The sequence below is a fragment of the Leifsonia sp. NPDC014704 genome, assembly GCF_043083605.1.
In the GTDB taxonomy this organism is placed as follows: domain Bacteria; phylum Actinomycetota; class Actinomycetes; order Actinomycetales; family Microbacteriaceae; genus Leifsonia.
The window spans coordinates 1-18,114 of the sequence record NZ_JBIBYW010000004.1; the positions used below are offsets into that span (position 1 = coordinate 1).

Below are 18,114 nucleotides of genomic sequence, written 5' to 3' on the forward strand. Positions count from 1 at the left end.
TGTGGAAAGTGTGAGGGTCAAGCGCCATTCGGCGGCGTTGCCGCCGTCGGTGGTGGTGACCTTCTGCACGTATCCGTCGCGTGCGAGCCGCTGGAGGGCGTCTGCGGCCGTGGTGCGGCCGAGCCCGACCATCAGGGCGAGGTCACGGATGGAGGCCGCTACGACCCGTTTTCCGGTCTGCAGGGTGAGGTAGGCCAGGGCGGTCAGGATGGAGCGCTCGGAGAGCGCGGCTTCTGTCCGTCCCCAGCGGCCGGGGGCGACGCGGAATCGCGTCAGGAGGTCGTCGACGTCTCGCACGATGGCGTCGAGCTCTGTTAGGTCGCGGGGCTCGCGTGCGGCCGGGAGCGGCCGTTGTACAGCCGCGTACTGCTGGGCCTTGGCCCATTGCCGTTCGAGCCGTTCGCGCGCCTCGGCGGGCGAACGGCGCCGGCGCGTGCCGCGGCCGGTGTTCTTGGTGCGATAGTGCTCCATCCCGGGGGCGGTCTTGGCGGCGTGCTCGACGTCGGCCTCGGACCACCCGGCGTTAGCGGCTGCCAGGAGGCACATGAACCCGGTCCAGGACGGGTTGCTGCCGCCGTCGATCGTGGCCATGTGGGCGGCGCCGGCGGCGGTGAGCTGCCGGTGCGCGCGGTGTGAGCGGTCGACGGGGCCGGATGGTGCGCTCTCAGCGGCTCTAAGAGCGGGTTTCCGCTCGTCGAGGACCGCTGCGAGGGCGAGAAGTTCGTCAGGAACGATCCTGCTGGCCGTAAGCGCGTCGAGGCTGCCTCGGATGATGGTCGACGAGGAGCCGTCGCGGTGGGGTGAAAGCGGCGGCCGGGCGGCGCCCTCGCGCACGTTCAGGAGCATGCCGTGGTCGAGGGTGCGATAGTTCGCGCGGGCGGCGCGGGCGAGTGACGCCACGACGCCGGCCGGAGCGCCGCCCGGTACGGCGATCCAGATGTGGCGGCCCCCGGTGCCGGAGGACTGACACAGCACATAGGCGATGGAGAGTTCGTCGAGGATAACGGCGAGGGCGTCGGCTTCGTCCACGGCGCGCTCCATGAGCTCGGCGTCGACGCCGTGCTTGTCCTTGCCGTCGAAGTCGAAACAGAGCAGCCGGAACAGGCCAGCATCGTCGGCCAGGCGGATGCACCACGGCGTTGCGGGTGCGCTCGGTCCGACGCGGTAGAAGCTGGGATAGCTGTTCTCGTCGAGGCGGCCGTAGGCGTCTCGCTTCATCACGCGCACGCGATCGCGCGGGCTGATTCGGCGGGTCAGCTCCCAAGCTGCATCAACATCGCCAGCAGACTGGCGCACGTTGAAGCCGGCCAAATCGTCGTATTTGGGACTATTTGTGCCTATCATGGTCTCACCTCCAGGTCCTGGATCTGGGCGTAACAAATCCCCCGGTCCTTCCGGGTCTTCTGAACATCACCTTGCGTCTGGTCCCTGGCCAAAGTTCTCAGACGCAAAGGCATCGGCTTTGGCCCGCCATCTCGATGGCGGGCCACCTTTGTTTAACCGGTTGCTATGGGGCGGCTCCTGAGGAGATAGGCGCGCTGGTTGCGCGGCCGTGAACCTCTGCGGGATGACAGAGGGAGTCTGGGGGCGACCGTGGAGGAGAGCCCGGAAAGGGGCGCGAGCGACAGGTGCCGACACGCCGAAGTGACACCACAATGTGTCGCCGTCGAGGCATGAGGGGTTACCATGTCGTCACTCCTAGTTCTTCCCGGTTCTAGGTAAAACAAAGCCCCGGGCTTGTCCCGGATCTTTCAAACAGCCCCTCATCGTCCCGGTCGCCAAACTAGTCAGATGAGCGGCATCAAGCTTCGGCCCGTCACCTAGGTGGCGGGCCATTTGATTTAAGCGGCTGGGATAGGCAGCTCCAGTCGCGTTCGATCGGCTTGAACAGGCGCCAGCTCCGGCATGCCCGCTTCGCGGGCAAGGATCGACGCGATGTAATCTCCGACGTACTGATAGCCGGCCGCGGCGGCCTGCTCTTCGATCTTTTCGCCGACGGGGACTGCAACTCGGGACATAAGAGCCTTGCGCTGTCCCTTGCTTGGACGACCGCCGGTAGCAGTGCGCTTGTTCATGTGCCGATTCAATCCAGTTTCTGTAACTGAAACAGTGAGGCGCGCCGGTATGGCGCGATCCGAAGTTGACATGTCGGGTCATTGGTAGTTGCGCTCCCGCAGCGATGCAGGGCCTGCTTCGACGTCGTGTGGAGACTTGACGCCGCAGAAGGTGCAGTAGTTGTTGCGGAGGGACTGCGGCTTGCTGCAGTGCCGGCAGGGAGAGTCTCCGATGATGCGCTGTGCGCTCTCGGGAGCGTCGTCGACGGTGCCGTCCGGGTTGAGGATCTGCACGAAGGCGTCGGGGTGGATGCCGAGTTGGTAGGTGCCGTCGACGTCGGCGACGGTCAGCCTCACGGGGCGGCCCACCTGCCGGCCGATCGCCGCGCAGCGGGCGATGATGCCGGCCCGCATGCGGGCGGTGTCGGCTGCGATCAGGGCGCGAGGTTCCGCTGATCGTGAGTTCACCGGATGCGTCGGCGCGCACGATCGCGCTCAGACGGGGTTGGGCGGGGATGAAGGTCGGCATCAGTAGTTCCTGTGGCAGGTGTCGTTGCAGAGGGACATGCCGAAGAGTTCGTAGAACTTCTCGGGGTCGACCCAGCCGGGCACGGCCGGGTCGAGGGGGAGTGTGGCGACTTGCGGGTTGATGTTGCCTACGACGTTGATGCGGAGGTCGAGGTGGCATCCGGTGGCCGGTGCTTCATCGCCCACGAGGGAGATCTCCTGGCCGGTTTGCACGGTGTCTCCGACTTTCACGAGTCGGTCGGACTGGTGGCTGTGCAGGTAGGAGATTGTGTAGCCGTCCGGGCTCTTGATCGAAAGGTAGAGGCGGTCGGAGAGAACGACGGTGCCGGGCTGGATTGCGTAGATGGGTTTGCCGCACGGGTTCGGCCAGTTCTGCAGGTCATCGGCTGGGTGGTAGCTGCTTGCCCCTTCGGTGGGCGAGTTGCGCGGGCCGAACTTGTCGGTCATGTTGAACGGCATATCCAGCGGCATTCCGAGGGCGCCGCTGCCGCATCCGGTGGCCGGGGCGGCGGTGACGCCGCTGAGTGCGGCGGCGACCTGTCCGGCGGCGTCCCAGTATTTGGCGTAGTAGTACGGGTCGGCGTTGACCTGCACCTTGTGCGCGGCGATGGTGGGCTCGAGCGTCTCCCAGTTGGGGACGTTCTTCAAGCGCTCGAAGAAGAGCGTCGCGGATTTGAAGGGGTCCATCCGGTCTGCGAGGCTGCCCCAGCTGTCGCGCTGCTGAAACAGACCGCGCGAGTCGGGTCCGGCCTGGTCGCCGTAGTTGAGCACCCGGAGGCCGGATTCGCCCATCGCGGTCATGACGCCGATCTGCTGGGCTTGGGCGCTGAGCCCGAGGGCTTCGGCGGCGTTCATGATGTAGGCGGCGTTCACGAGCTGATCGTGGCCGTAGCCGGCGACTGCGGCGGACGGGACCGTGTTCTCGTCGACCTTGACGCCGGCACCGGTGGGCCCGCACGCGGCTGCGGCGGCGTTGCTGCCGCCGAGGAGCAGGATGAAGCCGAACAGGAGTCCGACGAAGAGAACGGGGACGAGCAGTAACGCGAGCACCCCCTTGCCGCCTTGCTGCATGTGCCTACCTCCCCGGTGGCGTGATTCTGTCGACGAGCCAGGGGTCGGTCGGTGCCTTCCGGGTGAGCGAGACCGCGTAGGTACCGATATCGGTCGGGACGGTCACGACCAGCGCATAGAGGGTGGCTCCGTCGACGGCCGTCCCGCTGCCCGTGACGCGGTGGACCGGGACGTTCGATGGGTCGGTGCCCTCGTACGCGGCTGCGCCCTGCTGGGTCAGCATCGGGTACAGGGCGTTAATCCATGTCGTCGCGTCCAGCTGCGGCCGCGCGAAGGCCGTCATGAACTTCTCTGCAAGCTTCACGGCCGCCGCCTGGCTGCTGGAGTCGGCTGCAGCGGGAGTTGGGGCGTTCAGCCCGTCATCGAGCCCATCGGTGGGCGTCGAGCGCGGGGTCTTGGTCGTCCCATCGGGAAAGGTCGCGACCGGCGTTGAGACCGGTGACAGTTGCGGTGCACACCCGGTCAGCACGAGAGCCGCGAGGGCGACGCCGACAACGCCGGCGGCGCGCCTCACAGGCCCTCCGCTACTGCGGCCGCAGCGGCGAGCCACGCGCGGCGCGTGATCGGGTTGAGGGCGTCGTAACGGATCTTGCCGCTGTGTAGGGCCTCATCGAACGGGATGGTGACCACTCGGCGCGCGATCGCCGCGAAGCCGTTCGCGATCTGCTGCGCGTCGCCCTTGTCGGCGCTCTTCTCCGACTGGGAGACGATGACAACGGCGTTGTCGGCCAGGGCTGCGGAGCGTTCGTCCCGCTGTGCCAGACCGTCGAGCAGGAGCGCGCCGGCTTCCGCGTGCTCTCCGAGCGCCGTGGTGGCGATGACGAGCTGGTCGCTGCGGTCGATCATCTGCTGCCACCGCTCGGCGGATTCGTCGTTGCCGGAGTCGATGAAGATCAGCCGGAAGTATTTGCTGGCGACCTGGTGGAGCGCGTCGAACTCGACGCGGCTGATCCGCTGGTCAGCGGAGAGCGCCTGCGGGTTGGAGCGCAGTACGTCGTACTTGTCGCCGGTCTGGTGGTGCACGAAATGTGCCAGGTCCGATGACTGTGCTGCGGGGGAGAGCAGCCGCTCGGTTTGCGGGAGGAGGTTGTGCACGGTGGCCTCGTGCGGGCCTTGCTCGGTGCGCCAGCCCAGCGTGCCGCGTGTCTCGTTGTTGTCCCAGGCGAGCACGCCCGAGCCGCCGTAGCGGGCGAACACCGCGGACAGGAGCGCCGTTGTCGGGGTCTTGTTCGCCCCGCCCTTGCCGTTGACGATCGCGATCGTGCGCGGGCCGGGCCAATGCTGGCTCACGGCGTGCACGTCGCGGCGTTCGGCCAGTTCCGACTCGGAGGGTGCGATCTGGACGCCGACGCGGGCGAGCACACCGCGCCATCCCTGCGTGGCGGGCTGCTCGGGTTCCTCCTTCTCGAGGAAGGATGCGCGGGCCGCGCGCCGCTCGCTGATCGTCGCCTGCTGCGGCACGGAGGTCTGCCCAGATGCAGCTCGCGGCGCAGCGACCGCGGCAGGGGGCGGAGGTACGCGCTCGACGTCGTAGGCCGGCGGCACCTCCACCCGCTGCACGATGTCTTCTGCGGTCACCGGTAGCTCAGCAGGGATGAATTCTCCGGCCGCCTCCACACTGCCGTCCGGGGACACGATCAGCTGCCCTTGCCCCATCACGTCCTGCGTGATGAGCATCACCGGTCGGCCGTACATGCGGGCGCGGCCGGTGACTTGGGTGAGGATCTGTTCGCGGACGTGGGTGTCGTTGTTGCCGGCGACCTCGTGGTGAGTCCCCTCGATCACCAGTAGCCCGGTCGCGTCCGGGTTCACGATCGCCCGAATGGTGGGGTGGGAGGATTCCTGCTGAGCCATGTGGCCGCCTTCCTAGTCGTCGCTGTGGCCGGTGTAGCGCCGTAGCGCCCACTTCTTGAAGTCCGCGGTGAGGATTGTGTATCCGCGGCCCAAGTTCAGGGCTGGGAGCTTTTCTTCGGGGTCGGCTGAGCCGATTGCGGCACGGATGATGTGCTCGCTCACGTTGAACACTTTCGCGGCTTCGCTCACGCTGAGAGTCGTCGGGAGACCCTCGAAGAGATCGTCGAGCGCCCCCATGTCAACCGAAAACCATTGCATGTTGTGTAAGAATGCCACTATTTAAGTGAAATGGCATTATTTGCCATTGTTCGGGTCTATTTGCATTCATTCGGGGTAAGCTTCCTTCCGGGGGTTGAAGTAACCATGTTGACAGTATGTCGATAGTCGTCCCCCGTTCGGGTGATACTTGGCGGTAGACAAGATAGTCGACTCCGAGAAGGGGGATCTTCGGTGACGGACTCTCAACATCCGTGGCTTGCCGGACCGGCCGTGTCTCAACAGGCACCGCCCCCCGTCCGGGCTCGCCGCGAACTCCCACGCCCGGCCGCTCCTCAGCCGGGCGTTCCCGCGCCTGATCACGCTGACCGGCTTCCGCGGCGAGACGTCAACCGTCCCGCACCGCTGTGGTGGCTCGGCGTCCATGGCGGCGCGGGGGAGTCCACCCTGGCCAACCTGGTCGCGGGATCTCGCACCGCCGGCCATGCCTGGCCGATCGGCTACGACGGTGCGACGACGAACGTCGTCCTTGTAGCCCGGTCGAATGCATCGGGCCTCGCGGCCGCGCAGCGCGCCGCGATCGAGTGGGCATCCGGTGTGCTGCCCTCGGTGAACCTCCTCGGCCTCGTGATCGTCGCTGACGCGCCCGGCAAGCTGCCCAAGCCCCTGAGGGAGCTCGCACACCTGGTCTCCGGGGGAGTACCGCACACCTGGCACATCCCGTGGGTAGAGGCATGGCGGCTCGGAGAGACGCCCGACCTCGAGCACGCACCCAAAGACGTTCGGACGCTCATCTCCACGGTGAGCGCACTGACCAACGCGACCAGCGCCTAACCGGCCTGAACGAAAGGAAGCACAATGCACACCCTCCACACCGTTCTCGACACCGTGAACTCCTTCGTCCCGCTGGACGTTCCCGACCCCGGGAACGGCTCAGCCCCTCCTGGATCGGAGAAGTTCATCGCCGTCATGGGCTGGGTGAAGTGGCTCGCCCTCGGCGTCGTGATCATCGGCCTCATGATCATCGGCGCGAAGCTCGCGATCGAGAGCCGCCGCGGCGAGGGCGGAGCCCACCTCGGCTCACTCGGAATGGCGATGGCCGGCGTGATCGTCATCGCCGGCGCTGCCAGCCTCGTCGGCTTCCTCGTCAGCTGACCGAAGGGAACACACGCATGTCCGACAACCAGCCATCCGAGCCGAACCCCTTCACCACTCGGCGATTCATCGTCGCCGCGGTCATCGTCGGGGTCGTCTTGCTGTGCGCGGTCGTCCTCGTCGTTAGTTCAGTGATCGGCGGGCAGGCCAAGCCGAGTGCGAACTCATCAGGCGCTCCCACTAGCACCCCCACGCAGACGAGCGTGAGCGCGACCGATCGGAGCACCTGCGGGCTCCCCGGCTTCGAGAAGTCGGGGACCCTCACTCAAGCACCGAACAGCAAGTGGCAGCTGGTGGGAACCGTCGCCGCCCCCACGGACCCCAAGGGGGCGGGCCCCGGCAACGTGGAGTCCTCGGGATTCCGTAGCTGCTTTGCACACACCACGACCGGCGCTGTCTACGCCGCGGCCAACATCATCGCGATGGGCTCCGATTCAAGCCTTCGCCATGAAGTAAGCGACAAACTGGTTGTCCCCGGGCCCGGTCGTGACGCGGCCCTGGCCTCGGCCGGCAGCACGAGCGACACCACCGTCCGTTACCAGATCGCCGGCTTCCGCCTTCTGTCGTATGACGGTTCTCACGCGAAAGTGGATATCGCCGTCAACGCAGCGACGGGACAACTCGTCAGTTTCGTCGAAAGCCTCGAATGGAACGACGGCGACTGGAAGGTCGCCCTCGACAAGACCGGCAACATGCCGATCCCACCGTCTCCGCTGCAGAGCCTCGGCGGCTACATCCCGTGGTCGGGGGCCTAAATGGCTGGCTGCGACTGGCTTGACGTCGGGTGCCAACTCGGCGGGGTTGTTTCTAAGGCCACGAACGACAGCCTGCAGCAGCTCGTCAACAACGTGCTGGAGGGCGTCGGCAAGGCCTTCGCCGCACTTGGCTCGGTCTGGGTACTGGTCCCGACCCCGAACCTCACGGGGGGCGGATCTACCGCAGCCAATCACTCTGCGGAGGGCGCCGCAGGGGCGTCGGGATTCCTGACGATTCTGCAGTGGTCGGTGTGGATCTCGCTCGCGATCTGCGTTCTTTCACTGATCGCTGGAGGCGCACTCCTGGCGGTGAACCGCCGTCGGGGCGACGGTGAGCGGCATCTCGGGCGTCTGGGTGTGATCCTCGGCGCGGTGATACTCATTTCCGGAGCGTCCGCGATTGTCGCGGCACTTCTGCCTGGCATGGGGTCCTCGAACGCCTCTGATGCGGTCGGCTACATCCAGGACTCGCTTTGGTGGTACACAGGCGGCCTCGCAGTGCTCTCCGTCATCATCGCTGGTGCTCGGATGGCGTGGACGCAGCGGGCTCAGGCGGGCAAGGACCTGCTGCAGTCGCTCTTCACTCTGGTGGTGGTCTCAGCGGTCGGTCTGACAGGCATCGGTCTCGCGGTGGCGGCGGCTGACGGCTTCTCGACCTGGATCCTTGACGGGGCGACGGGCAAGGATTTTGGTCAGAACATCACTGCCATGATCGGCATCAGCTCGACAAGCGGAATCGGCCTCATCGCTCTCCTCATCGTCGGAATCGTCGCGACGTTCTTTACCTATATCCAGGTAATCTTGATGGTGATTCGCGGGGGCATGCTGGTGCTCCTAGCCGGGATCTTCCCCATATCCGCCGCGTTCACGAACACGGAGACGGGCCGGTCGTGGTTCAAGAAGTGCACCGGCTGGCTGATCGCGTTCATTCTCTATAAGCCCGCTGCGGCGATCGTGTACGCGGCCGCGTTCAAGCTAACCGGGGCTGACCTGTTCAAGGATGACGGCACCGGCCTGATCAAGATCCTCACTGGCCTCGCGCTGATGGCGATGGCACTGGTGGCACTGCCTGCGTTGATGCGTTTCGTCGCCCCGATGGTGTCACAGGTCGGCGGCGGAGGCGGCGCGGGCATGGCCCTCGCCGCAGGAGCGGGAGCGGGAGCCGCCGAGCTGGCTACCGGCGCGATCCGCAAAGCGAACACCGGCGGCGGCTCCGGCGGTGGCGGTGGCGGCACCCCGAATCCGAAAGCCACGGGTGCGTCCAACACGCCTGCTACCAAGCCTGCGCCCGCACCGACAGGCACAGCCTCGACCGGCACGGCCGCTACCGCGGGTAAAGCTGCGGGCGCCGGTGCCGGTTCCGGCGCTGCAGCGGCCGGTCCCGTGGGCATCGGCGTGATGGCCGCTCAGAAGGGCCTCGAAGGCGGACAGAAGGCGGTCGGTGCTATGCGCACCGCTGCAGCAGACGCGGCCGGTGACGGCGCGTCAGGAAGTAACTAGGAGCGAGCATGGCGAACACGCAATCGCAGGTCCGTACATACGGGAACTGGCGTCGTCCGACGACACCCGGCCTCCTGGGACTGGGGATGGTGGGAACGATCGTGCTCCTGGCGGGTCTGGTCGCGACAGTCATAACCGTCATGTTCGGCGGCCTCATCAACGGTGTGATCGTGTTCGCGATCATGGCCGGCTTCCTGCTCACCGTCGCGGTGAAGGACAAGCACGGTCAGAGCGCGCTCACGCGCACCACGAACCGCCTGAACTGGACGCGCGCCCGCTCGTCCGGCTCCAACCTGTACCGTTCGGGCCCTCTCGGGCGGACCGACTGGGGCACCGCTCAGCTGCCGGGCCTGGCGGCGCAGTCCCGGCTCAGCGAGTACACCGACTCCTACGGGCGACCGTTCGCGATGATCTATGTGCCCTCTGCCGGTGACTACACCGTCGTGATCGGCACGGAACCCGATGGTGCCGCGCTGGTCGATCAGGAACAGATCGACAGCTGGGTAGCCGACTGGGGGCACTGGCTGGCGAACCTGGGCGATGAGGCCGGCATCGTCGCGGCCGCCGTCACCATCGAGACCGCCCCCGACACCGGGCGGCGTCTGCGTGGTGAGGTCAATCTGAACATCGACCCGGAGGCACCCGCGTTCGCTCAGGCGATGCTCCGCGAGGTCGTCGCCAGCTACCCGTCCGGATCTGCCACGGTTCGGGCGTACGTGTCGATCACGTTCGCTGCGGCCACCCGCACGAATGGTCGACGGCGTGACGCCGACGAGATGGGCCGTGAACTCGCGGCACGCCTTCCCGGCCTGACTCAGGCGCTCTCAGCGACCGGTGCTGGTGCGGCCCGCCCTCTGGGCGCGCAGCAGTTGTGTGAGGTCATCCGGATCGCCTACGACCCGGAGATTGCCGAGCTGATCGACGATGCGCATCAGTCGGGCGAACCGTTCGAGCTGCGCTGGTCCGACGTCGGCCCTTCCGGAGCTCAGGCGAACTGGGACAGCTACCGGCACGACTCGGCGCTGTCGGTGACCTGGCAGATGACGGAGGCTCCCCGCGGGATTGTCCAGGCCAACATCCTTACCCGATTCCTGGCCCCGCACCGGGATATCGCGCGCAAGCGCGTGACCTGGCTGTACCGGCCGATCGACGTCGCCAGGGCTGCGGCGATCGTCCAGTCAGACCTTCGAGCGGCCAGCTTCAACATGACCTCCAGCGACCGGCCCACCGCCCGCGACGTGGTGGGAACCCGCGCCGCGATGGCCACCGCGGAAGAGGAAGCGAACGGCGCTGGCCTGGTGAACTTCGGCATGGTCGTCACCGCCACCGTGACCGACCCGACCCGAGCCGCTGACGCGAAAGCGGCGATTGAGAACCTGTCAGCAACGGCCCGTCTTCGTCTGCGGGTTGTGACAGGCGCTCAGGACTCCGCGTTTGCTGCGGCCCTCCCGCTGGGGATCGTTGTTCCCAAACACTTGAAACTGCCGGCCGAGCTGAGAGGGGCACTCTGATGACCAGCTGGTTCAAGAAGCTCTCCCGCTCGAGCAACCGCATCGAGCAGGCCGCTGCCCAAGCTGCAGCACCGTCTCCGGCAACGCCGCGGCGCGTTCCGGCGCGTGGCTACCCGGGACGCGGCCGCGGCGAGATGATGGTGCTCTCCGCCGCTCCCGAGTGGCGCGGCACCACCGTTCAGGTGTGCGGGCTCTGGCCGTTCGGTGTCGGTACCGGTGCGCCGATGATCGGTGTGCCGCTTGGCCGGCACCTGGTCAATCGGGGGACGGTTTGCTGCGACCCGATTTCGTGGTTCCAGCGCGCAAACCTGATCTCCAACCCGTCCGCGTTCGTGCTCGGCAAGCCGGGCTTGGGGAAGTCGACCATCGTTCGCCGGATGGCGACCGGCCTCGCCGGATACGGCGTCCAGCCGCTTGTACTGGGCGACTTGAAGCCGGACTACGTAGATCTGATCGAAGCCCTCGGCGGCCAGGTAATCCGCCTCGGCCGCGGCCGCGGCTTCTTGAACATCCTCGACCCGGGCGAGGCGAAGGAGGCGGCGCAACTGCTCCGCGACGCCGGCCAGGCCGAACGGGAGGCAGCCGCGGCGGAAGAAGCCGAGCTGGCGCAGTTGCGTTCGCTCGAGGTGCCGGAGGATCCCGACCGGGCGCAGCTGATCCGTGAGCGGATCGCCGCGCTTGTCGGCTCCGTCACGACCCGGGCCGAGCGGGCTAAGCGCGACGACGAACTGGCCGCGGAAGTGCTGCAGGATGCGCACGGCCGCCGCCTCACGATGGTGTCAGCGCTGCTGACGATCATGCGGAAATCGCCTCCGACCGATCGGGAAGAGACGATCGTCGATCGGGCGTTGAAGCTGCTCGACGAGCAGCATGAGGGCGTGCCGGTACTGAAGGATCTCCTCGATCTGATCCGTGAGGCGCCGCCGGAGCTGCGCGCCGTCGCGTTGGATCGCGGCGACCGCGCCCGGTACGACGCGATCACCGAGAATCTGGAAGCATCCCTCATCGGCCTCACCACCGGAGGCCGGTTGGGCGAGCTGTTCTCCAAGCAGACCTCCACGCCGATGCGTCGCGACCGACCCGTCGTCTACGACGTCTCCACCATCGACGACTCCGAGACGGACCTACAGGCCGCCGTGCTGCTGGCGTGCTGGTCGGCTGGGTTCGGCACGGTCAACGTGTCGAACGCTCTTGCGGATGCTGGCTTGGAGCCTCGCCGCCACTACTTCGTGATCCTCGACGAGCTGTGGCGGGCGCTCCGCGCAGGCCGCGGGATGGTCGACCGGGTGGACGCGCTCACTCGGCTGAACCGGCAGCGCGGCGTCGGCATGGCGATGATCTCCCACACGATGAGCGACCTCATGTCGCTTCCCACCGAAGAGGACCGGATGAAAGCGGCCGGCTTCGTCGAGCGCTCTGGCATGGTCATCTGCGGCGGCCTCCCGTCCAAGGAGATGCCGCTGTTGAACAGCGCCATCAGCATGTCCCGCGCCGAGCAAGAAATGCTCCAGGGCTGGCAGGACCCACCCGCGTGGGACCCGATCACCGGCCAGGAGGCCGACCCTCCCGGCCGCGGCAAGTTCCTGATCAAGGTCGGCGGTCGCCCGGGGATCCCGCTCACCGTGGAGCTCACGGACGCCGAGCTGCACATCAATGACACGAACAAGCTGTGGCATGCCGTCTCCCGGACCGGAACGGTCGGCCGCGCCGAGGTTCCGGCATGAGCCCCACGAACCGCATCAAGGAGCCCGCCTCCGGCGGCGACGGTGCCCTGGTCTGGGTGTTCGTCGGCATCGTCGTCGTCCTCGTCGGCGGTCTGTGGGTCGCCGTTACCCTCGGCTCCAAGCTCGACGGGGTAAACCCCGGCCTGCCTCGTAACCCGTTCACGGTGTTCTTCGGCACGCTGAAAGGCACCTACGTGTGGCCGCCATCTGCCACGTGGATCATCGTCGTTGCCGCGGCGATCGTCGTTGCCCTTGCGATCCTGATCATGGTCGCGATCGCCAAGCGGGCGCGGCGCCGTTCGCGCGTGGACCACGCGGCCGGACACATGGGCCGCGGCCGCGACCTGGCCGCGCTCTCGACCAAGGGCGCGAAGAGCACGGCGCAGCGGCTCGGAGTCGCTGGCTGGCTCGGTGTGCCGATCGGCATCACCGTCGCCGGCCGTAGGTGGCTCTACGGCTCCCCGGAGGACATGCACGTCGACGTGTGGGGCCCGCGGACCGGTAAGACGACCTCCCGCGCGATCCCTGCGATCCTCAGCGCCCCGGGCGCTGTCATCGTCACCTCCAACAAGCGTGACGTGCTCGACGCGACCCGCGACGTGCGGGCGCAGAAGGGCACGGTGTGGGCGTTCGATCCTCAGGGGATCGCCTTGGAAGCGCCGTCATGGTGGTGGAATCCGCTCTCCTACGTCACCGACGAGGAGCAGGCGGCGAAGCTCGCCAATCACTTCGCTTCCGGCTCGCGCGCGGGCGATGCCCGCGCGGATGCGTACTTCGACCCTGCCGGGCAGGATCTCCTTGCCGGGCTACTCCTAGCGGCCGCTCTCGACAATCTGCCGATCACTCAGGTGTTCACCTGGACCACCCGACCCAGCGACGAGAAAGCGATCGATATCCTGCGCGACCACGGCTACGACCAGGTGGCCGATGCCGTCGCCGGCTACGTATTCGCCGCTCCCGATCAGCGCTCCGGCGTATTCGGCACCGCGCAGCAGATGGCCTCCTGCTTGAAGAGTCGGAAGATCGCCGCCTGGGTCACCCCCACTGGCGGCAACATCGCCGGCGACCGGCGACCGCACTTCGAACCGCACGTGTTCGTGCGCAGCTCCGACACTCTCTACAGCCTCTCCAAGGAGGGCAAAGGCACCGCCGGCCCTCTCGTCACAGCGCTCACCGCCGCGACGATCGAGGCCGCCGAGCAGCTGGCCACCACGCAAGCCGGCGGCCGCCTCGCCACACCGATGCTCGGGGTGCTCGACGAAGCGGCCAACGTCTGCCGATGGGAGGCGTTGCCCGACCTGTACTCGCACTACGGCTCCCGCGGCATCGTCCTGATGACCATCCTGCAGTCCTGGTCCCAGGGCGTCGAAGTCTGGGGCCGCAACGGCATGCGCAAGCTCTGGTCCGCCTCGAACGTCAAGGTCTACGGCGGCGGCGTCGCCGAGACCGAGTTCCTGAGCGAAATGTCGCAGCTGATCGGTGACCACGACAAACGCACCGCCTCAGTAAGTGTGGGACGCGGGGGCCGGTCGACGTCGACCCAGGTGCGTCGCGAGCGCACGATGGACATTGCCGACCTAGCCGCGCTCCCGCGCGGCCGCGCCGTCGTGTTCGCCTCCGGCGCTCCGGCGACGCTGGTCGCGACGGTTCCTTGGATGCGCGGCGACCAAGCCAACGCGGTGCGCGCGTCGATCGCAGCCCACGACCCCGCCAACTCGAACCACGCCACGGCTGGTGCACAGGCGTGGCTCGACGCGACTGCGTCGCGAGAGGACTAGACGTGAGCTACGAGGACGAGATGCGCGACGACGAATTCGACGAGCAGGGCACGGCGGCCGACGAGATCACTGAAACGCCGGAAGCGATCTTGTTCTACGGCTCGGTCGACGAGTTCGTGCGTGAGTATCTGATCAAGGTTTACCGGCGCCCTGTTGGCGCTCAGGGTGGAATGAAATGGGCGGCGCGGTGGTGGGAGTATCCCGAAGCGTTGAGCCGTCTGGACGCGCTCTGGCGCGCCTGGGAACACCTGCGCCTCGACCCGGCAACTGGGATGAGCGTCTGGTGGCGCGACCACGCCGACCACCACATGCCTGCACTCCTCAGCCCAAACGGCCCCTTCGCTGCCTCCGACGATCAGAACAAACGCGGTGAGCCGCTGCCCTACACAGCTCCGCCGGAAGACCTGTTTCCCGACATGCGGTAGTACCGCAGGTAGTATCGGTCCGGATCCGCGGCCGACGCACTTGCCTGCCTAATATGCCGTAGCTCGGCGTTCCCGCGGGATTGGTAGTCTGTCTACGTTGTCGGCGCAGGAAGGATCGCGGGTATGATCAACGCCTCCTTTGCGCCACGGCTGCGGGCGATTGTGCTCATCGTGACAGCATTCTGCGCGCTGGTTTTTGGCCACAATCTTGACCTACAACATCAGCCGACTCTGTCCTATAGTCCCGCCCTCGCGGCTGCCTCTTCGAGCGTCGCGGTTGCAGCCTCTGACGAGGGCACAGGCAGCCACACGATCGCATGCGACGCGTTGTGTGTTGGCGGGGCGTCCGCGGTGGTCGGCTTGCTTGCATCGGTCGGTGCCCAAGCCTCAACAAGGGTGCATTCGCTCGTTCGTTTGAACCTGCTCCCCTCCGTTCAGCGCGCCATTCTACGTCGTCGTGAACCCTTCTCCGCTCCGGAACTTGGCATAGCTCGAATCTGATCGAGCCAGCTTTGCCGCCCGAGCGGCACTGCTCCATTGTTTCCGCGACGAAGTCAACACGAGCTTCGCGCATCTGATCGGATGTTGGGACTTTCTGAATGGACAACTACTGGGTGAATGCCCTGTGGTCGATGACCCCGACGGTTCTCGTCGGACTGATCTTTTGGCTGGTGTTGCGCGCGATCCTCCGAGCCGACCAGAAGGAGCGTGACGCCTACGCTCGCGCCGAGCGTGAAGAACGCGCACGGCGGGCGCAACAACTCGCAGTACCCGATGAGAGCAGGTCCGAAGAATGACGGTGAAACGACTTTCCTACTCACGGATGTTCCCCGCATTGGCTTCGCTTGCCGTCTTTGCGATCGGCGCGGCACTTGGGTTTGGGCTCCTTGCGGTCGGCGAAGACACCACAGTGTTCGACCCGGGACCTCTTGTCACCTACGGGCTTCCCGTGGCAAAGACCGTCGTCAATTTGACTGCCGCCGGAGCAGTCGGCGGGTTGGTCCTTACGTTGGTGGCTCTACCGGTGGGATCTGCGGCTTGGGAACGCAGCCTGGACGTCGCGTCTTGGTGTGCGATGGGCTGGACCGTTGCGAGTTTCGGGACCGCGACGTTGGCCTCACTGACTTTGACGGGACCGGTTCCGGTCCACATGCTCGGTCCGAGCTTGTTTCAATTTTTCACGGAAATCAGTAATGGTCAGGCATGGCTCGCAACGATTCTTGGCGCAGGGGTCCTGGCCGTGTTGTGCTTCGCGACACGCTCTCCTGGTGGGGTCGCCGCGGTAGCTGTTATCGGGTTTGCCACCCTCGTGCCATTGGCGCTTCAAGGCCACGCCGCAGGATCCGGCAGCCATGCGGCAGCCACCAGCGCTCTATGGCTGCACCTGAGTGCGGCAAGTGTCTGGGTCGGCGGCCTGGCGGTACTGGTCGTCGTCTTTTGTAGAGCTGATCGCGAAGACACGCTTCGGGCCTTGGGACGGTTTTCGGTGATTGCGCTGATCGCATTTGTCGTGGTCGGTCTGTCGGGGGTGATCAGTGCGGCTCTCCGGTTCGAACGGGTAGACCAGGTCTTCAGCACCATGTACGGCGCTCTTGTTCTCGTGAAGCTGTTCGCGATTGTCGCGTTGGGCTTAGCGGGCTTTGCGCAGCGGCGATGGATTCTGGGTCGGCTTCCGACGGCGAATGCAGGGTCATGGCGTGCTCTGCTGCTCGTGCTTCTGGTTTCCGAGTTCGCGTTGATGGGCATTGCAGCCGGGGCTGGATCTGTGCTTGCCCGGACACCGACTCCCCTCCCACCGGCCATCGCCGATTCGGCCGTTCAGCAGCTCACGGGCAACGTGCTGCCGGCGGTGCCGGCGGGATCCCGGTTGCTTGACACGTGGACGCTGGACCCGGCCGCTGTCGTGGCCGCCTGCTTGGGGATCGCGTTTTACGCACTTGGTGTGGTGCGTGCACGTCGGGAATTGAAGTGGTGGCCGGCCCGCCGCTCGGTGTTCTGGCTCGCTGGCTGGTTTGGCCTGGTCTACGTAATGTGCGGGGCGGCAGGCGTGTATTCGACGTTCAGTTTCACCGGGTTCGCCATCATGCAGATGACCGTCACGGTTCTTCTTCCGGTCCTGTTCGTGTTGGGTCGGCCGGTCCGTCTTGTCGAACTGACGGTGGAGTATCGGTCGGACGGCAGCCGTGGGTTGCGTGAGTGGCTACTCGCAGCCCGTGGCTCTCGTGTCGCTGCTTGGTGGCGGATCCCCGCGATCAGCGGTGGTGCGCTTCTCGCCGCGCTGACTCTGCTCTATCTCACACCGTGGTTGGCGTGGGCTGTTGAGGATCCGCTCGGTCGTGGCGTTACCGTCGCCGTGTTTCTCGTGCTGGGACTCGGGTTCTCGACGTCGCTGCGCGAAAGTGTTTCGCGAGGGGGGCGAAATGCTGCCCCAGGAGTTATTGCTCTCATCCTCGGCTTTGTCCTGGCCGCGGCCTGCGTGGGAGTGTTTGTTGCCTTCCAGCCTGGGGGAGTACTGCCCGGCTGGTATGGGGTGACAGTCTCGGCGTGGGGGCTTGATCCGATCGTGGATCAGTTGTCGGGTGCTGTCACGATCTGGGTCACCGCTATTCTCGCGGCCATTGCGCAGATCGCGCTTGTGAGCGTGGAGCTCGTCCGGGCGAGCAAGGATGTGTCCATTGACTCGGTGCCCTCATCGACGACCCAGCGGTGAGCAGGTTGTTCTGTTGCCGAGCCTGCCGCGAATGCGGAAGAACCGATCGGTCTCATCCCGCAGCCCCGAACGGCATGGCTGCTACTCCATCCCAGTTTCGCGACGCCGAATCGAAGGCATACATTTCGCGTCTGCAGTTGATCTATGAAGCCGACGTGCAGCGCTGGCCCGGGTAGGCGACTAGTTCCGGTTGGCCCTCTTGCGGACACGGACCGCGAAGATCGCTGTCAGAACTAGAGCGGTCGCGATCGTGGCAACAACGCTGACAATAGGCCAGTCCGGTCCCGGCGATACGGAGTTGTTCCCGGTTGCCGCGGCCGTGGAAGGTGTCGGGGCGGGCTCTGCCGTCAGTTTCGCGAGGGGGGTTGCAGTGAGCGTGGGCGTTGCTGCGAGTGGGCCGGCGTAGGCGAATTCGTATTGTCCCGAGATGGGATGGCCGTCGGCGGAGACGGTGCGCCATGCCACCTGGTATTGCCCCTTGGTGGAGGGGGTGACAGCTTTGGATAGGACTCGGTCATTGACCTGGACGTCACCCATGGAGACGTCCGTGCCTGAGGGGTCGATGACCTGGATGATCACCCCGGATTGGAGCCCACCGAGCGGCGCTTCGTTGAAGGTGAGGGCAATCGATGTCAGTTCGCTGCTGCTGGTCGAGTCCGCAGCTGGGTCGGCCGAAGCGAGAGCGTCATGCGCTAAAGCAGCGCTCGGTGTTGCCAACACAATCCCGGTGGCGGTTATGGCAGCTAACCCCATCGCCGCGAACCAGAGGGCTACCGTACCGGGTCGCGTGGACTGGATGGCGGGGGAAGTCATGTTGTTGCGCACTCCGGGTG

At 66.2% G+C, this 18,114-nt stretch carries 18 protein-coding genes and 1 pseudogene; 11 read left to right on the forward strand and 8 right to left on the reverse strand.

Annotation, left to right across the window (positions count from 1 at the left end):
- The 7 genes and pseudogenes from ACF1AJ_RS19735 to ACF1AJ_RS19765 all read right to left on the reverse strand — a co-directional run.
- A pseudogene (locus tag ACF1AJ_RS19735) lies at positions 1–1,218 on the reverse strand (hypothetical protein); the annotation flags it as partial.
- Positions 1,219–1,841: 623 nt separating this feature from the next.
- Positions 1,842–2,075, reverse strand: coding sequence for a hypothetical protein (locus ACF1AJ_RS19740; RefSeq protein ID WP_143465936.1), 234 nt, complete (start codon positions 2,073–2,075; stop codon positions 1,842–1,844).
- A gap of 78 nt (positions 2,076–2,153) precedes the next feature.
- Entirely contained in the window at positions 2,154–2,522 is a 369-nt protein-coding gene (locus ACF1AJ_RS19745) for a hypothetical protein (protein ID WP_391508824.1), read from the reverse strand.
- Between the two features lie 60 nt (positions 2,523–2,582).
- Entirely contained in the window at positions 2,583–3,632 is a 1,050-nt protein-coding gene (locus ACF1AJ_RS19750; RefSeq protein WP_391508825.1) for a M23 family metallopeptidase, read from the reverse strand.
- 25 nt (positions 3,633–3,657) lie between these two features.
- Positions 3,658–4,167 carry a hypothetical protein gene (locus ACF1AJ_RS19755; protein ID WP_121264445.1) on the reverse strand — a complete coding sequence of 170 codons (510 nt, stop codon included), beginning with the start codon at positions 4,165–4,167 and terminating at the stop codon, positions 3,658–3,660.
- Positions 4,164–5,507, reverse strand: coding sequence for an ATPase (locus tag ACF1AJ_RS19760; protein WP_121264442.1), 1,344 nt, complete (start codon positions 5,505–5,507; stop codon positions 4,164–4,166). The genes ACF1AJ_RS19755 and ACF1AJ_RS19760 overlap by 4 nt, the downstream gene beginning before the upstream one ends.
- Before the next feature lie 12 nt (positions 5,508–5,519).
- Positions 5,520–5,783, reverse strand: coding sequence for a helix-turn-helix domain-containing protein (locus ACF1AJ_RS19765; RefSeq protein WP_121264438.1), 264 nt, complete (start codon positions 5,781–5,783; stop codon positions 5,520–5,522).
- A gap of 213 nt (positions 5,784–5,996) precedes the next feature.
- Between ACF1AJ_RS19765 and ACF1AJ_RS19770 the strand changes: the two genes are divergently transcribed.
- The 11 genes from ACF1AJ_RS19770 (at position 5,997) to ACF1AJ_RS19820 (ending at position 17,281) form a co-directional block, all read left to right on the forward strand.
- Positions 5,997–6,557, forward strand: a complete 561-nt coding sequence (locus ACF1AJ_RS19770; protein WP_391508826.1) for a DUF6668 family protein — start codon at positions 5,997–5,999, stop codon at positions 6,555–6,557.
- A gap of 24 nt (positions 6,558–6,581) precedes the next feature.
- A complete protein-coding gene (locus ACF1AJ_RS19775) occupies positions 6,582–6,878 on the forward strand; it encodes a hypothetical protein (protein ID WP_121264432.1) in 297 nt (98 codons plus the stop codon).
- Positions 6,879–6,895: 17 nt separating this feature from the next.
- A complete protein-coding gene (locus ACF1AJ_RS19780) occupies positions 6,896–7,633 on the forward strand; it encodes a hypothetical protein (protein ID WP_121264429.1) in 738 nt (245 codons plus the stop codon).
- Entirely contained in the window at positions 7,634–9,133 is a 1,500-nt protein-coding gene (locus ACF1AJ_RS19785; protein WP_121264426.1) for a hypothetical protein, read from the forward strand.
- Positions 9,134–9,141: 8 nt separating this feature from the next.
- Positions 9,142–10,644 carry an SCO6880 family protein gene (locus ACF1AJ_RS19790; RefSeq protein ID WP_183080107.1) on the forward strand — a complete coding sequence of 501 codons (1,503 nt, stop codon included), beginning with the start codon at positions 9,142–9,144 and terminating at the stop codon, positions 10,642–10,644.
- Positions 10,644–12,368 carry an ATP/GTP-binding protein gene (locus ACF1AJ_RS19795; RefSeq protein ID WP_220700280.1) on the forward strand — a complete coding sequence of 575 codons (1,725 nt, stop codon included), beginning with the start codon at positions 10,644–10,646 and terminating at the stop codon, positions 12,366–12,368. Before ACF1AJ_RS19790 ends, ACF1AJ_RS19795 begins: the two co-directional genes overlap by 1 nt.
- Positions 12,365–14,146, forward strand: a complete 1,782-nt coding sequence (locus tag ACF1AJ_RS19800; protein ID WP_121264424.1) for a TraM recognition domain-containing protein — start codon at positions 12,365–12,367, stop codon at positions 14,144–14,146. The genes ACF1AJ_RS19795 and ACF1AJ_RS19800 overlap by 4 nt, the downstream gene beginning before the upstream one ends.
- Positions 14,147–14,148: 2 nt before the next feature.
- On the forward strand, positions 14,149–14,571 hold the full coding sequence (locus ACF1AJ_RS19805; RefSeq protein WP_391508827.1) for a DUF4913 domain-containing protein: 423 nt from the start codon (positions 14,149–14,151) through the stop codon (positions 14,569–14,571).
- A 123-nt stretch (positions 14,572–14,694) separates the two neighbouring features.
- Entirely contained in the window at positions 14,695–15,072 is a 378-nt protein-coding gene (locus tag ACF1AJ_RS19810; protein ID WP_147440231.1) for a hypothetical protein, read from the forward strand.
- A 98-nt stretch (positions 15,073–15,170) separates the two neighbouring features.
- Positions 15,171–15,368, forward strand: a complete 198-nt coding sequence (locus ACF1AJ_RS19815; RefSeq protein ID WP_121264421.1) for a hypothetical protein — start codon at positions 15,171–15,173, stop codon at positions 15,366–15,368.
- Positions 15,369–15,370: 2 nt separating this feature from the next.
- Complete coding sequence (locus tag ACF1AJ_RS19820; RefSeq protein ID WP_183080106.1) at positions 15,371–17,281, forward strand: bifunctional copper resistance protein CopD/cytochrome c oxidase assembly protein; 1,911 nt, start codon at positions 15,371–15,373, stop codon at positions 17,279–17,281.
- A 180-nt stretch (positions 17,282–17,461) separates the two neighbouring features.
- Here ACF1AJ_RS19820 and ACF1AJ_RS19825 read toward each other — a convergent pair whose 3' ends face one another.
- The gene (locus ACF1AJ_RS19825) at positions 17,462–18,106 is read right to left on the reverse strand and encodes a copper resistance CopC family protein (RefSeq protein WP_147440230.1); all 645 of its coding nucleotides are present in this window, start codon (positions 18,104–18,106) and stop codon (positions 17,462–17,464) included.
- Positions 18,107–18,114 lie beyond the last annotated feature (8 nt).